General features: G+C 64.3%; 11 protein-coding genes. 8 read left to right on the plus strand and 3 right to left on the minus strand.

The genetic code is table 11. The features are described 5' to 3' along the window. Entirely contained in the window at positions 1-321 is a 321-nt protein-coding gene (locus E1748_RS09185) for an AtuA-related protein (protein WP_133646774.1), read from the plus strand. 6 nt (positions 322-327) lie between these two features. Here E1748_RS09185 and E1748_RS09190 read toward each other — a convergent pair whose 3' ends face one another. Then, the gene (locus tag E1748_RS09190; protein ID WP_133646775.1) at positions 328-1,257 is read right to left on the minus strand and encodes a LysR substrate-binding domain-containing protein; all 930 of its coding nucleotides are present in this window, start codon (positions 1,255-1,257) and stop codon (positions 328-330) included. Between the two features lie 128 nt (positions 1,258-1,385). Between E1748_RS09190 and E1748_RS09195 the strand changes: the two genes are divergently transcribed. Together E1748_RS09195 and E1748_RS09200 are read left to right on the plus strand one after the other, a co-directional pair. Continuing rightward, a complete protein-coding gene (locus tag E1748_RS09195; protein ID WP_133646776.1) occupies positions 1,386-2,423 on the plus strand; it encodes a DUF1338 domain-containing protein in 1,038 nt (345 codons plus the stop codon). Between the two features lie 65 nt (positions 2,424-2,488). Beyond that, positions 2,489-5,407, plus strand: coding sequence for an FAD-binding and (Fe-S)-binding domain-containing protein (locus tag E1748_RS09200; protein WP_240766526.1), 2,919 nt, complete (start codon positions 2,489-2,491; stop codon positions 5,405-5,407). A 19-nt stretch (positions 5,408-5,426) separates the two neighbouring features. Here E1748_RS09200 and E1748_RS09205 read toward each other — a convergent pair whose 3' ends face one another. Then, positions 5,427-6,053 carry a helix-turn-helix domain-containing protein gene (locus E1748_RS09205; protein WP_133646778.1) on the minus strand — a complete coding sequence of 209 codons (627 nt, stop codon included), beginning with the start codon at positions 6,051-6,053 and terminating at the stop codon, positions 5,427-5,429. A gap of 301 nt (positions 6,054-6,354) precedes the next feature. Here E1748_RS09205 and E1748_RS09210 point away from each other — a divergent pair, with 301 nt between their 5' ends. The 3 genes from E1748_RS09210 (at position 6,355) to E1748_RS09220 (ending at position 10,452) form a co-directional block, all read left to right on the plus strand. Next, the gene (locus E1748_RS09210) at positions 6,355-7,503 is read left to right on the plus strand and encodes a branched-chain amino acid ABC transporter substrate-binding protein (RefSeq protein WP_133646779.1); all 1,149 of its coding nucleotides are present in this window, start codon (positions 6,355-6,357) and stop codon (positions 7,501-7,503) included. A gap of 201 nt (positions 7,504-7,704) precedes the next feature. Next, positions 7,705-9,204 carry an L-piperidine-6-carboxylate dehydrogenase gene (gene amaB / locus E1748_RS09215; protein ID WP_133646780.1) on the plus strand — a complete coding sequence of 500 codons (1,500 nt, stop codon included), beginning with the start codon at positions 7,705-7,707 and terminating at the stop codon, positions 9,202-9,204. A 75-nt stretch (positions 9,205-9,279) separates the two neighbouring features. Then, complete coding sequence (locus tag E1748_RS09220; protein WP_133646781.1) at positions 9,280-10,452, plus strand: NAD(P)/FAD-dependent oxidoreductase; 1,173 nt, start codon at positions 9,280-9,282, stop codon at positions 10,450-10,452. A 96-nt stretch (positions 10,453-10,548) separates the two neighbouring features. Here the strand turns inward: E1748_RS09220 and E1748_RS31440 are convergent, their stop codons facing one another. Beyond that, a complete protein-coding gene (locus E1748_RS31440) occupies positions 10,549-10,845 on the minus strand; it encodes a hypothetical protein (RefSeq protein WP_166653522.1) in 297 nt (98 codons plus the stop codon). Positions 10,846-10,936: 91 nt separating this feature from the next. Between E1748_RS31440 and E1748_RS09235 the strand changes: the two genes are divergently transcribed. Together E1748_RS09235 and E1748_RS09240 are read left to right on the plus strand one after the other, a co-directional pair. Further along, complete coding sequence (locus tag E1748_RS09235; RefSeq protein ID WP_133646783.1) at positions 10,937-12,139, plus strand: aminotransferase-like domain-containing protein; 1,203 nt, start codon at positions 10,937-10,939, stop codon at positions 12,137-12,139. A gap of 469 nt (positions 12,140-12,608) precedes the next feature. Next, positions 12,609-14,420, plus strand: a complete 1,812-nt coding sequence (locus E1748_RS09240) for a DUF2138 domain-containing protein (protein ID WP_133646784.1) — start codon at positions 12,609-12,611, stop codon at positions 14,418-14,420. Position 14,421: the final 1 nt, after the last annotated feature.

A 14,421-nucleotide genomic window follows, 5' to 3' on the forward strand; every position in this document is an offset into this window, starting at 1 on the left:
ATGCTGCTGCGCGAACTGGCTCATTCGAGAACCGGCGACAAGGGCGATACGCTGAACGTATCGGTGATTTGCCGCGATCCGCGCGACTACGCGCATCTTTGCGAGCACGTGACGGCTGAACGCGTGAAAGCGCATTTGCGCGAAGTCGTGCGCGGCGACGTGACGCGCTTCGAGATGCCCGCGATCGGTGCGCTGAATTTCGTGTTGCGTCACGCACTGGGTGGCGGCGTGACGCGTTCGCTTGCGCTCGATGCGCACGGTAAATCGCTTGGTTCTGCGTTGCTGAGTCTCGACGTGCCTGCGCCGCTACGCTCGAACTGATCTGCTTTAATCCGCAGCAGTCTGCGCAAGCCGCGGATTCGCTTCGGCGTACCCCTGTGCCTCCTGCAGCAACCATTCGCGAAAACTCGCGAGCGGTTTGCCGTGGCTCAACTCGGTCGGATAAACGAGGTAGTACGCCGAATCCGAAATGACCGGCGCATCGAACGGCACGACGAGCCCCAGCCGCTCCAGCTGCGTCTCGACGAAAAAGCGCGGCACGAGCGCAATGCCGAGACCAGCCGCTGCCGCGCTGATCAGCATCGTGTGCAATTCGTAGCGCACGCCCTGCATCGTGCGCTTATCTTCGATGCCGAGATTCGCGAACCACGCGGCCCAACCATCGGGGCGCGTCGTGGAATGCAGCAGCGGCCATGCGAGCAGATCGGCCGGGTTCTTCACGCGACGCTTCAGCATGCTCGCCGCGCACACGGGCACGACTTCCTCGCGAAACAGAAAATCCGCCGATGTACCGGGCCACGTCGGCTTGCCGTAGTGAATCGCCGCTTCGAAATGCGAGTCCGCGAACGGGAACGTATCGGCGCGCGCGCCCATGTTCACGCGCACGTCCGGATAACGCGCATTGAAATCGCCGATCCGTGGAATCAGCCATTGCGACGCGAACGTCGGCAGCACCGCGAGCTCCAGATAACCGCCGCCGCTGCCGTGCGCGATGATCGACAGCGTGTCGCGGTCGAGACCTTCGAGCGCACGCCGAACCTGCGCGCCGTACACCTTGCCCGCCTTCGTCAGCACAACACGCTGCTTGACCCGCACGAAGAGTCGCACGCCGAGATTGCTCTCCAGCGTATTGATCTGCCGCGACACCGCGCTCTCGGTGAGGAACAGTTCGCGTGCGGCGAGCGTGAAGCTCTCGTGCCGCGCGGCTGCTTCGAACGCGAGCAGCGCGCCCATGTTGGGGATCTTGAATTTGCGCACGGGTGCTTCCTGCGTGATTCCTGGTTAATTCCTAAACCGCATCAAGTCTGGATTTTATCTCGCTTTACGGGTGCGTTTGCGTTTTGAATAATCGCAGTCGAACGAATCACATCATCCGGAATCCCCTCATGCGAACTGTGCGAAATGCGAACGTCGAATGCCTGCTGTCGACGCTGATCGGCGCGGACAAAACGGCAACGCTCTTTGCGACGCTGAATCATCCGTCAGTGCTGAACGAATGGGAGGACGGCGTCGTGACGCGTGCGGAACTCGCGCAGGCGATGAACATGGCGCTGTTCGAAGACCTGCTCGCGCGCTCGCCGAACGGCCGCGCGTATACGCAGGACGCGATTGCGGTGGGCGGCGGTGTCTATTTCGATCATGGTGCGTTACGTACCGTGCGTTGGGCGCACAGCGGCGCGTTGCCGCCTGGCGAAGCGGCGTTTGCACGCATCCTTCGACCGCTCGGCTTCCGGATCAACGGACGCTATCCGCTCGATCGGCTCGGCATGACCGGTCGCGCGTGGGCGCATGACGACGCCCCCGATGAGATCGCGCAGTTCTTCGTCAGCGAACTGCATCCGGAGCGCTTCTCCGATGCGTTCCAGAGCGCAGTGACGAACGTGGTCGGCACGTCGCGCGATCCGCTGACGTCCGCCGCCGTTACGCAACTGTGGGAACTCGAACGTGACGGCGTGTTGTCGCTCGATGCGGCACACGCATTGCTGCCGGTGATCGTCGGTGCATTTGCGCGTCAGCACGACGTGCCGTCGGAAGCGGACTACGCGGTGCTGCTCGCCGAATCGGCGGAAATGGCGTGGATCGCGACAGAAGGCAACGCGTTCAACCACGCGACCGATCGCGTTTCCGATGTGTTCGCGCTCGCCGATGAGGAGAAAGCGAAAGGTCGTCCGATGAAACCGGAAGTCGAACGTTCGCGTTCGGGTCGCGTGTTTCAGACCGCGTATCGCGCGGACATCGTGCGGCGCGAGTTTCGTGCGGCGGATGGTTCGCGCGTGACACGCGACGTGCCGGGCTCGTTCTACGAATTCATCACGCGCAAGCGCACATTCGATCAGGACACGCGCCGCTGGGAAACGGACTTGCGTTTCGACGCGGGTAACGCGCAGGGTATTTTCAGAATGACGGCAAGCGCAGCGGCCTGACGCTGCGCGATGAGGACATCGTCGACGTGAACGACGCACCGGCTGAGCAACTACCCGCCCGCGCGGTGCCTTATAACGGCACCGAGGCCGTGCTGCGCGCGCTTGAAGCGGATCTGCGCGGCACGTTACGCGGCGAAGTGCGTTTCGATGCGTCGGCGAAAGCGTTGTACGCATCCGATGCATCGAACTATCGACAGGTGCCGGTCGGCGTCGTCGTGCCCGCCGACGTCGACGATCTGGTTGCGGCGCTCGCCGCCTGCCGACGACACGACGTGCCATTCTTGCCGCGCGGCGGCGGCACGTCGCAGAACGGACAATGCGTGAACGTCGCGGTCGTCGCGGATGCGAGCAAGTATGTGAACCGCGTCGTCGTCGTGGACCTGGTCGAGCGGACCGCGATCGTCGAGCCTGGTGTGGTCTGCGACACGCTGCGCGACGCCGCCGAAAAACACGGCCTCACGTTCGCCCCCGATCCCGCGACGCACAGTCGCTGCACGCTCGGCGGCATGATTGCCAACAACTCGTGCGGCGCGCATTCGGTGATGGCGGGCAAGACCGTCGAAAACGTCGAAGCGCTCGAAGTACTGACCTACGATGGTGCCCGCTTCTGGACCGGCCCCACGTCCGACGACGAACTCGAACGGATCATCGCAGCCGGTGGCCGGCAGGGCGAAATCTACGCGGCATTGAAGGCATTGCGCGATCGATACGCCGACCTGATTCGCGCGAAGTTTCCGCAGATCAAGCGTCGCGTGTCCGGTTTCAATCTCGATCAACTGTTGCCCGAGAACGGCTTTAACGTCGCGCGTGCGCTCGTCGGAACCGAGGGCACGTGTGCTGTGACGCTGCAGGCGAAGGTGCGGCTCGTGCATAGCCCGGCGCAGCGCGTGCTCGTTGTCGTTGGATTCAAGGACATCTACACCGCGGCCGATGCCGTGCCGCATTTCATGCGCTGCTCGCCGATCGCGATCGAAGGACTCGATCGCGCGATCATTCGCGGTTTGCAGGCGCGTGGGTTGAAGCGCGAAGAGATTGCGCTGCTGCCTGCGGGCGATGCGTGGGTCGTGCTTGAGTTCGGCGCTGACACGCACGAAGATGCGCTGCGTCAGGCTCGCGACGCGTCGGCTTATTTCGCGTCCGGCGCAGCGGGTTCGGGCGTTTCGACGAAGCTCGTCGACGAACGCGCGCAGCAAGCGAAGGTCTGGTCGATCCGCGAGACAGGTGCGTCGGCGGTTTCGTTGTCGGTCGATCCGGCACGGCCCGATCCGGTCGTCGGCTGGGAGGATGCGGCGGTCGATCCACTGCGGCTCGGTGATTATCTGCGCGCGTTCCAGGCGCTGGTCGACCGCTACGGCTACGAGACCTGTCTGTACGGCCATTTCGGCGACGGCTGCGTGCACGCGCGCATCACGTTCGATCTGCGCTCGACTGAAGGCGTCGCGACGTGGCGCCGCTTCCTGCGCGAAGCGGCGGAACTGGTGGTCGAATTCGGTGGCTCGCTGTCGGGCGAACACGGCGACGGCCAGGCGAAAGCCGAATTCCTGCCGATCATGTACGGGCCGGAATTGATGCGCGCGATGCAGGCGTTCAAGGCGATCTGGGACCCTTCGAATCGACTGAATCCGGGCAAGGTCGTGAACGCGTATCGCGTCGACGACAATCTGCGGATGGGGCCGGCGTACCGTCCGGTGACGTGGCAGACGAAGCTCACGTTTGCGAGCCCTGAGGGCGACGGATTTCAGCGCGCGGTCGAGCGTTGCATCGGGATGGGCAAGTGCCGGTCGCTCGAAGGCGGCACGATGTGCCCAAGTTATCGCGGCACGCGCGAAGAAGCGCATTCGACGCGCGGCCGCGCGCATCTGCTGTGGGAGATGCTGCAAGGCGATGTGATCGAGGACGGCTGGCAGAGCCGCGAAGTGAAGGACGCGCTCGACACGTGTCTCGCGTGCAAGGGCTGCCGTTCCGATTGCCCGACGCATACCGACATGGCGTCGTACAAATCGGAGTTTCTCGCGCATTACTACACGTCGCATCGTCGGCCGCGCCAGGCGTGGTTCATGGGGCGCATCGGCGAATGGGCGCCGGTCGCAGCGCGGTTTCCACGCGCGACGAATTTTCTCTCATCGGCACCAGGGTTTTCGTCGCTCGGCAAGTGGGTTGCCGGTGTCGCGCAGACGCGTGCATTGCCGAAGTTCGCACCTCGGACTTACCGGCGCAGCGTGCGCGACGTATCGTCAACTTCGACGCGAACCGGCAACGAAGCTGAAATGCGCAAAGCGATCCTGTGGGTCGACACGTTCAACGACCACTTCTCGCCGGAGATCGCCGAGGCCGCCGCCGATGTGTTGACGCGACTCGGCTGGCAGGTCGTATTGCCGAAGCGCCGGCTGTGTTGTGGTCGACCGCTGTACGACTTCGGCCTGCTCGACCGCGCGCGCGAACTGCTCGCGACCATCCTCGATGATCTCGCCGATGACATCGCCGCAGGCGTGCCGCTCGTCGGGCTCGAACCCGGTTGCCTGTCGGTCTTCAAGGACGAATTGCTGAAGCAGATGCCGACGCATCCGCTCGCGCAGCAGCTCGCAGCGCAAACTTTTCTGTTCTCCGATTTCGTCGCGCGCGAGCCGTTCGACTGGCCGACGCTTGACGCCGACGTGGTCGTGCACGGGCACTGTCACCAGAAGGCGCTGTTCGGCATGCAGGGCGATACCGCGTTGCTCACGCGGCTCGGTGTGAAGTGGCGATTACTCGATACCGGCTGCTGCGGAATGGCCGGGTCGTTCGGCTTCGATGCACGGCATCGCGAGCTTTCCGATCGGATCGGCGAGGACGCGCTGTTTCCTGCGCTGCGCGAAGCGGGTCGCGACGTCGTCGTGCTGACCAACGGTTTCAGTTGCCGCGAGCAGATCGAGCAGGGCACAGGACGCCACGCGCTGCACATCGCGCAGCTGGCGCAGCGCGCGCTCGAAGGAGCCAAAGCATGAGTGTTTCGACTGCGAGCGGCTACTTCTTCGCCGGTTCGTTGCCGGGTTGCGGCAGGTCCGCGCTCGTCGCCATCCACAGCACTTCGGCGTCTTCGTCGCTGGTGGAGACGGCGGCATGACCGGTGCGGCTGTCGAAATAGATGCTGTCGCCCGCGTTCAGATGCGTGGGCGCGTACAGCTCCGAATACAGGCACACGGTGCCGCTGATCACGTAGAGAAATTCTTCGCCTTCATGACGGCCCCAGTCGTCGAATGCATCGAGCGTGTGCGCCGAGATGCGGATGCGAAACGGCAGCATCGCCTTGTGCGCGAGGTCGGTTGCGAGCAGTTCCATCTGGTAGCCGCGATACGCGTGCCGTTGACCCGCGTCCTTGCGCGTCAACGCACGGCGGCCGCCGGCACTGACCTTCGGCGTCGAGCCGAACAGCTCGCCGAGATCGATCTTCAGGCCGAGCACGATTTTCTGCAGCACATCAAAAGTGGGGGACATCAGGCCGTTTTCCACTTTCGACAGCGTGGAGCGCGACACGCCGCACAGGCGGCTCGCGGTTTCCAGCGTGAGGTCGTGCGCGAGCCGCGCGGCACGCACGCGGCGGCCGAGATCGGCGGTGGACGGCTCGTTGGGTTTGGTGATGTGGGTATCCATGGGGTGACCTCGGGCGTGCCCTCCCGGCACGCGATGTTTCCGATCATAGCATTGGCGAAGCGGCTGCCGGTCGTCTGCTGGCCGTTCGGCCAGGGTGTCGTGCGTGTCCCGTGTGGCGCGGTTCCGTATCGGGGTAAGTCCTGATCGGGCACAGCGCGGTTTTATTGTTTTTCGCCACGGAGCCGTCGATATAATCGATTCAAGTTCCGATAGGAAATTTTGTCGACGATAAGAAATTCGGTCGCGCGACTGGCTTCTGTTCTGTCGCACGGTTCAACGCATTTATCGAAGGAGGTCTGGCATGGCAGTACGTTCCGGCTTTTTCCTGCACGTCGCGGTGGTCGGCGTCGTGTCGTTGTCTAGCGTCGCGGCGCTCGCGCAGCAGACGGTCGTGAAGATTGGCGTCGCGGTGCCGCTGACGGGCGGTGCGGCCGCGTACGGCAAGGACATCGACAATGGCGTGCGGCTCGCGGTCGACGAGGCGAATGCGCAGCAGATGCGCATCGGCGGCAAGCCGGTGACGTTCGCCGTCGTGTCGCAGGACGACCAGGCGGATCCGCGCGTCGGCGTGCAGGCGGCACAGAACCTGGTCGACGGCGGCGTCGCGGTCGTGATCGGCCACTTCAATTCCGGCACCACGCTGCCCGCATCGCAGATCTACGCGAAGGCCGGCATTCCGATGATCACGCCGTCCGCGACGAATCCGCAGATTACCGAGGGCGGTTTGCAGACCGTGTACCGCGTGATCGCCACCGATTCGCAGAACGCGGGCAACGCGGGCGCATACGCGGCGAAAGTTGCGAACGCGAAACGCATCGCGATCATCGACGACCGCACCGCGTTCGGCCAGGGCGAGGCCGACGAATTCGAGAAGGCGGTGAAAGCGGCGAACGGTACGGTGGTCGGGCGCGAGTACACGAACGACAAGGCCGTCGATTTCAGCGCGCAGCTGACGAAGATCAAGGGGATGAACGCGGACCTGGTGTTCTTCGGCGGGCTCGACGCGCAGGGGGCGATGTTCGTCAAACGGATGCGGCAGCTCGGCATGAAGACTCAGTTTCTCGCGGGCGGCGGCGTGAAGGACGCGACCTTCATCAAGCTTGCCGGCGACGCCGCCGAAGGCGCGATGGTGTGGGAGTACGGCCAGCCGCTCGACACGCTGCCGCAGGGCCGCGCGTTCGAGACGAAGTTCAAGGCGAAGTACGGCACCGACATGCTCGCGTACGCGCCGTTCGCCTACGACGCCGCGTGGGTCGCGATCCACGCGATGCAGCAGGCCGGCTCGGTGCAGCCCGCGACGTTCAACGCCGCGCTGAAATCGACGGACTCGAACAGCATCACCGGACGCATCGCGTTTCGCCCGAACGGCGACCTGAAGAGCCCGAGTTCGACGCTGTATCAGGTGAAGGGAGGCGCGTGGGTGGCGGTCACGACGAAGGCGGGCATCTGACGCATTTAGCCTGTGCCACGTCTATGATGAACAAGTGGCGCCGGTGCAGTCCCGCTTACCGCTTTGCGATTGATTTTTCCGATGGGAAACGATGCATCGGTATTGTCTTGACTGATAAATCAGCCTGCTTGTAAGGGCATTGTGCGGCGTGTATAGTCTGCGAATCGACTTTGTTTCGTATCGGAAATTAAGGAAAAGCTCATGAACGCTTCGACCATCCTCGCCGATCTCGGCATTACCCAAGCGGCGGAAGCGGGCGACATCGCCGTGCATTCGCCGATCACCAGTGCACTCGTCGGCCGCGTGGCGAGCCACAGCGCCACCGACGTCGACGCGACGCTCGCCGCCGCGACGCAGGCATTCGAAACGTGGCGCAACGTCCCGGCGCCGCGCCGCGGCGAACTGGTGCGACTGCTCGGCGAACGTCTGCGCGAGAAGAAGCAGGCGCTCGGCAGCCTGATCACGCTCGAGACCGGCAAGATCCTCCAGGAAGGGCTCGGCGAAGTGCAGGAAATGATCGACATCTGCGATTTCGCGGTTGGTTTGTCGCGTCAGCTGTACGGCCTGACGATCGCATCGGAGCGCCCCGGCCACCGGATGGCCGAATCGTGGCATCCGCTCGGCACCTGCGTCGTGATCTCCGCGTTCAATTTCCCGGCGGCCGTGTGGTCGTGGAACGCGGCGCTCGCGCTGGTGTGCGGCAATGCGGTGATCTGGAAACCGTCCGAGAAGACGCCGCTTACCGCGCTCGCGGTCAACCGCATTCTTGAAGACGCGCTGAAAGCGTTCGGCGACGCGCCGGCCGGCCTGACCGCGCTGGTCATCGGCGGCCGCGACGTCGGCGCGAAGCTGGTTGCCGATCCGCGCGCTTCGCTCGTCAGCGCGACGGGCAGCACGGAAATGGGCCGCACCGTCGGCGTCGAAGTGGCGAAGCGCTTCGGCCGCTCGCTGCTCGAACTCGGCGGCAACAACGCGGGCATCGTCGCACCGACGGCCGATCGCGAACTCGCGCTGCGCGGCATCCTGTTTTCCGCAGTCGGCACCGCAGGCCAGCGCTGCACGTCGCTGCGTCGTCTGTTCGTGCACGACAGCGTGTACGACGACACCGTCGCGCGTCTGAAACAGCTGTACGCGAAGGTGCCGATCGGCAACCCGCTCGAGAAGGGCACGCTGATGGGTCCGCTGATCGACCGTCAATCGTTCGCGCGGATGCAGGAAGCGCTGCAGCAGGCGCAGGCCGAGGGCGGCAAGGTGACAGGCGGCGAACGCGTCGAAGTGAAGGGACACGAAGACGGGTTCTACGTGCGGCCGGCGCTGGTGGAAATGCCGTCGCAAACCGCTGTCGTACTGAAGGAAACTTTCGCGCCGATCCTGTACGTGCTGCGCTACTCGGATTTCGCCGATGCAGTCGACGCGAACAACGCGGCGCATCACGGGTTGTCGTCGTGCGTGTTCACGAACGATCTGCGCGAAGCCGAACGTTTCCTGTCGGCGGCAGGTAGCGACTGCGGGATCGCGAACGTGAACATCGGACCGAGTGGAGCGGAAATCGGCGGTGCATTCGGTGGCGAAAAGGAAACCGGCGGCGGACGCGAGTCCGGCTCGGATGCGTGGCGCGCTTACATGCGCCGCGCGACGAACACGGTCAACTATTCGTCGGCGCTGCCGCTCGCGCAGGGTATCGATTTCAACATCGGTTGATCGAGAGCAAGGTTCAATGATGGGGCGCGTGATGCGCCCCATCGTTTATCGATTCGTGCATTCGTGGAGTGACACGTGAGTTCCAGAGTCGTCATCGTCGGCGGGGGCGTGATCGGCAGTTCGATTGCGTATTTCCTGCGTGCGTCGGACCCGACGGTCAGCGTGACCGTGATCGAGCGCGATCCGACCTATGCGCGTTCATCGTCGGCGCTGTCGGCCGCGTCGATCCGTCAGCAGTTTTCGACGCCGCTGTCGGTGCAGATGTCGCTATTCGGTATCGAGTTTCTGCGCTCGATCGGCGAGCGGCTTGCAGTCGACGGCAGCGCACCGTCGATCGATCTGCATGAAGGCGGCTACCTGTTTCTCGCGACGCCCGCTGGTGTCGCGACGCTGCAGGAAAATCACGCGTTGCAACGGCAACTCGGCGCGGACATCAGCCTGCTCGATACGAGCGGATTGGAAACGCGCTTCCCGTGGCTCAATACTGAAGACCTCGCGGCGGGCGCATTCGGCGAAAGCGGCGAAGGCTGGTTCGACGGCTACGGACTCGTGCAGGCGCTGCGCAAGAAAGCGCAGGCACTCGGCGCGCGCTATATCGCCGAGGACGTGACCGAATTGCAGCGCGATGGCCGGCGCGTCACGCACGTCGTCACCGCGAGCGGCGAACGTCATGCGTGCGATGTCGTCGTGAATGCAGCAGGTGCATGGTCGCGCCGCGTTGCGCAGATGATCGGCATCGAGTTGCCCGTATTTGCGCGCCGTCGCAGCATCTTCAACGTGAGTTCGCCCGCGCAGCTCGAACAGTGTCCGCTGCTGATCGATCCGACCGGTGTGTACTTCCGTCCCGAGGGCAAGTCGTTTATCTGCGGCACGTCGCCGGCCGCGGACAACGATCCGGACGATCTGCCGCTCGACGAAGTCGATCACGCGCTGTTCGACGACGTGATCTGGCCGACGCTCGCGCATCGCGTGCCGCAGTTCGAAGCGCTGCGCGTGCAGAACTGCTGGTCGGGCTACTACGAGTACAACGTGTTCGATCACAACGCGATCATCGGCTACCACCCCGACGTCGATAACTGCGTGTTCGCGAATGGCTTCAGCGGACATGGTCTGCAACAAGGCCCGGCGACCGGGCGCGGTGTCAGCGAGCTGATCCTGCATGGGCGCTATACGACGCTCGATCTATCTGCGCTGAATTTCGCGCGGGTGCTGGAGAACCGGCCGTTCGTGGAGAAGAACGTGGTGTGATGTGGTGGCGTTTGCGTGCCGCGAAGAGACTGGAAGCAGGCCGCCCTTGCCGACCTTATCGTGGTCGTGCCGGTGCGGCCGTTTTCTTTTGCGACATCAGGCATCAGGTGACGTGCAGCGTGCAGCGTGCAGCGTGCAGCGTGCAGCGTGCAGCGTGCAGCGTGCAGCGTGCAGCGTGCAGCGTGCAGCGTGCAGCGTGCAGCGTGCAGCGTGCAGCGTGCAGCGTGCAGCGTGCAGCGTGCAGCGTGCAGCGTGCAGCGTGCAGCGTGCAGCGTGCAGCGTGCAGCGTGCAGCGTGCAGCGTGCAGCGTGCAGCGTGCAGCGTGCAGCGTGCAGCGTGCAGCGTGCAGCGTGCAGCGTGCAGCGATGGTGCCGCCGATTCGAATAGTTCCAAAAACTCACCACGTATTGACTAGATATCGTTTGCCGCAGCAAAAGCACGGGCCGACAATCGACGCGCATCCGAACCCATCCTTGCCTACACCATGTACGCGTTCACCCGCCCCTTCGAAGCGCCGGCCGGTTCGCCGATCCGCGAATTGTTCAAGTACCTGTCGCAGCCCGGCATGATCTCGTTCGCGGGCGGCTATCCGGCGAGCGATCTGTTCGACGTGGCGGGACTCGAAGCGGCTGCCGCGCGCGCGGCAACGCAGCCGTCGCTGTGTCTGCAGTACGGTCCGACCGACGGTCTGCCCGCATTGAAAGAAGAACTCGCGCAACTGATGACCCGACGCGGCACGCCATGTGCACCGCAGGATTTGCTGGTGACGACGGGCTCGCAACAGGGTTTCGATCTGCTGCTGCGCGTGCTCGTCGCGCCCGGCGATACGGTGCTGGTCGAACAGCCCGCGTATCCCGCGACGTTGCAGGCGCTGCGCTTGCAGCAGGCGAACATCGTCACGCTGCCGGTGGATCGCGACGGCCTCGACGTCGCGGCGCTCGAGGCGATGCTCGCGGCGAACCCGTCGATGCAGCCTAAGCTGCTCTACACCGTGCCGACATTCGCGAACCCGACCGGCGCAACGCTCACACGCGAACGCCGCGTTTCCTTATTGAAACTCGCGGCACGTCACCGGTTTCTGATCGTAGAAGACGATCCTTATGGCGATCTTCGTTTCGCAGGCGACCCGGTACCGTCGCTGCTCGCGCTAGCCGCCGACATCGAAGGCGTGCGCGACTGGGTCGTGCATTTTTCGAGTCTTTCGAAGATCGTGGCTCCTGGGCTGCGCGTCGGCTGGACGATCGCGCCTGCGGAGATCGTGCGGCGTTGCGTCGTCGCGAAGCAGACCGTCGATCTGTGCAGCTCGCCGTGGACCCAGGCGATTGCCGCCGCATATCTCGCGGACGGCGCGCTCGAACGGCATCTGCCGCACATCGCCGCCGCGTACGCGCGCAAATGCGCGGCGCTGTGCGATGCGCTCGACGCGCAACTCGCGCAGGACATCGCGTTGCATCGGCCGGACGGCGGCATGTTCGTGTGGGCGCGGCTGCGTAACGGTCACGATGCATCCGCCTGGCTGCAGGCGTGCATCGCGCAGAACGTGCTGTTCGTGCCGGGCGTCGCGTTCTATCACGATGCGGTGGACCGCGCGTCGCTACGGCTGTCGTTCGCGGCGCCCGGCATCGCGGACATCGAGACCGGCGTCGAACGGCTCGGCACCGCGTTGCGTGCATTCGAGCGCGGCTGAGCGGTTTTCTAAAACCATTCCCAAACGCACGGCCGGTTCTATGCCGGCTCGTGCGCTATTCATTCTCCCGTTCTGTCGTTTACTCGCGCACTGCACGTGACGCGCAGCGCAGTGGTTAATGTCGTGGTCGACCAATCCAGTCAATCCTCACACACGGCCATTCGACATTTTCGTTAAACCAGCCACATAGCGGTTTCTGGTTTACTGTGCGTGCGCACATCAAACCCGCACATCGAAACCCACACCCCGAATTCTGCCGTTATTGAATTTATGTGACCGTTTTTCGTTTTACGCTAAAAGCGTGTTTCCACGAAGCCACGGCCGAATAACGCGCGATGCTGGTTTGTACAAAACATTACGGTTATCATCGCTGCGATCGGGACATTCACCGCCGGCCGGCATATTGCCACGCATGCCGCAGGCGCCGTGCCATACGGCACACCGCAAAAGAAATAACAGCCAAAATCAGATGAAGATGTCGCGAAAGAAAATCGCCGTTATCGGCGTGGGTCTTCTGGGGCTTCTGATCGTTGCCGGTATCGTCATTCAGGCGGTATGGCGGCCATTCGGCGGTCATGGAAAAGTCAATGCCAGCGAGATCGTTCTCGACATTCACCATCCCGATGCGTTGATCGACAGCGAAGCATTATCGCGTCTGCCGCGCGATATGTTGCGCGTGCCGTTGCTGCGCGACGTTCTCACTCAGGATTTCGTCGATTATTACGAGTCCACCGATACCCGTCTTTCCGCCGAAGGCGCATTGCGCCGTCTCGCGTTCGAGCACCAACTCGATTTCCGCGACGAAATGATCCGCCGTATTTTCGACGAGCCCGCGCACGTGCTGCTGTGGCGCTCGCCGGACGGGCGGCTCGGCTACTGGGTCATGTCGATGCGCCGGAACGGCCTCGCGAAACTGCTGCAAGGCATCGGTAACGTGGCCGCAAGCGATACGCAGTTGAGCCAGGTCGCGAAGCTGTCGGGCGGCGTGCCGGTGTACGCGCTGAAGCTCGCGGTCGGGCGCACGCTGCTGTTCGCGGCGAAGGACGACCGGCTCGTCGTGCTGTCGGCGCCCGGCGTGCTGCTCGGCTCCGACGGCTCGCCGGTGCGCGAGCGCGCGGACGTGATCGACGATCTGCTGTCGTCGGGCCACGACGACGCGGCGCACGCATTCCGCCTCGACGATGTTTCCGATCAGCCCAAGGGACATCGTCTCGTCGTGTCGGCGAACTATCTGTCGTTCGGCTATCAGACGTTTTTCTCCGGCATCGAAGCGCTGCGTTTCGACTTCGCGACTGGCGCGGCCGCAGGCAATGCATCGGCCACCTGGCAGACCGCCGCGCTGGTCGATCCAGCGCGTCTGCCGGAGCAATGGGACGGCACGAACCTGTGGCACGCGCTGCCCGCCGGTCCGGCCGCATGCGCGAGCCTGCCGGCCGACTGGAAGGGCGCTTCGGATCTGCTCGGCAAGGTCGTCGCGCAAGGCAAGGACGCCACGGACGGCGCGACGCAGATCGGCGCCGCACTCGACGGCCCGGCCGCGATCTGCTGGTACGCAAAGTCGACGCTGGTCGCACCAGTGTTCGTCGCGCACGTGAAAGCGGGCGCCGGCGATGCGCTGAAGGCGACGCTCGGCAAGACGTTTAGCGACGTGATCGGTGCATACGAAGCGCACGCGGCGAAAACTGCCGGCGATGCCGATCCTTACCGCCGTCTGCCGGTCACGACGCGCACACCATCCGCCGACGTTACCGTGTGGCAGCGGCCGGTCAGCGCGCGCTCGGGCACCGCATCGGCAGCGAAGGCGCCGTTCGCCGCGCAACTGTCCGCGCAACGCTACTTCCCGGTCACGCTCGCGCTCGCACATGGCTATGTGATTTTCTCGCCGGATGCACGGCTTGTTGACGATACGCTCGCGGTGCTCGACAAGCGTTATCCGGCACTTTCCGATACGCTCGCCGCGCCGCGCGTGCCGCGCACCGTCGTCACGCTGACGCCGGCCGCCGCTGCCTCGCTGATCGAACGCGAGTCCGCGTCGGCGCTGCCTGCCGATCAGGAATCCATCTTCCGCAACGCCGCGCGCACGCACCTCGTGCCGAAGCTGCACGCGCTTGCCGCTTATCCTCCGGTCTCGCTGACGTTGCCGCAGACACTGCCGACGTCGCCGGGCTGGGTGCCGGTCGACTGGTGGTTCGATCGCAGCGGCGCGGCTGCGGCTGCTGCAGCGGACGGCACCGCGGCCGCCCGCGCGGCATGGGATCAGCCCGGCGTCGGGAGCGACTGAG

Source organism: Paraburkholderia flava (genome assembly GCF_004359985.1).
Classification (GTDB): Bacteria; Pseudomonadota; Gammaproteobacteria; order Burkholderiales; family Burkholderiaceae; genus Paraburkholderia; species Paraburkholderia flava.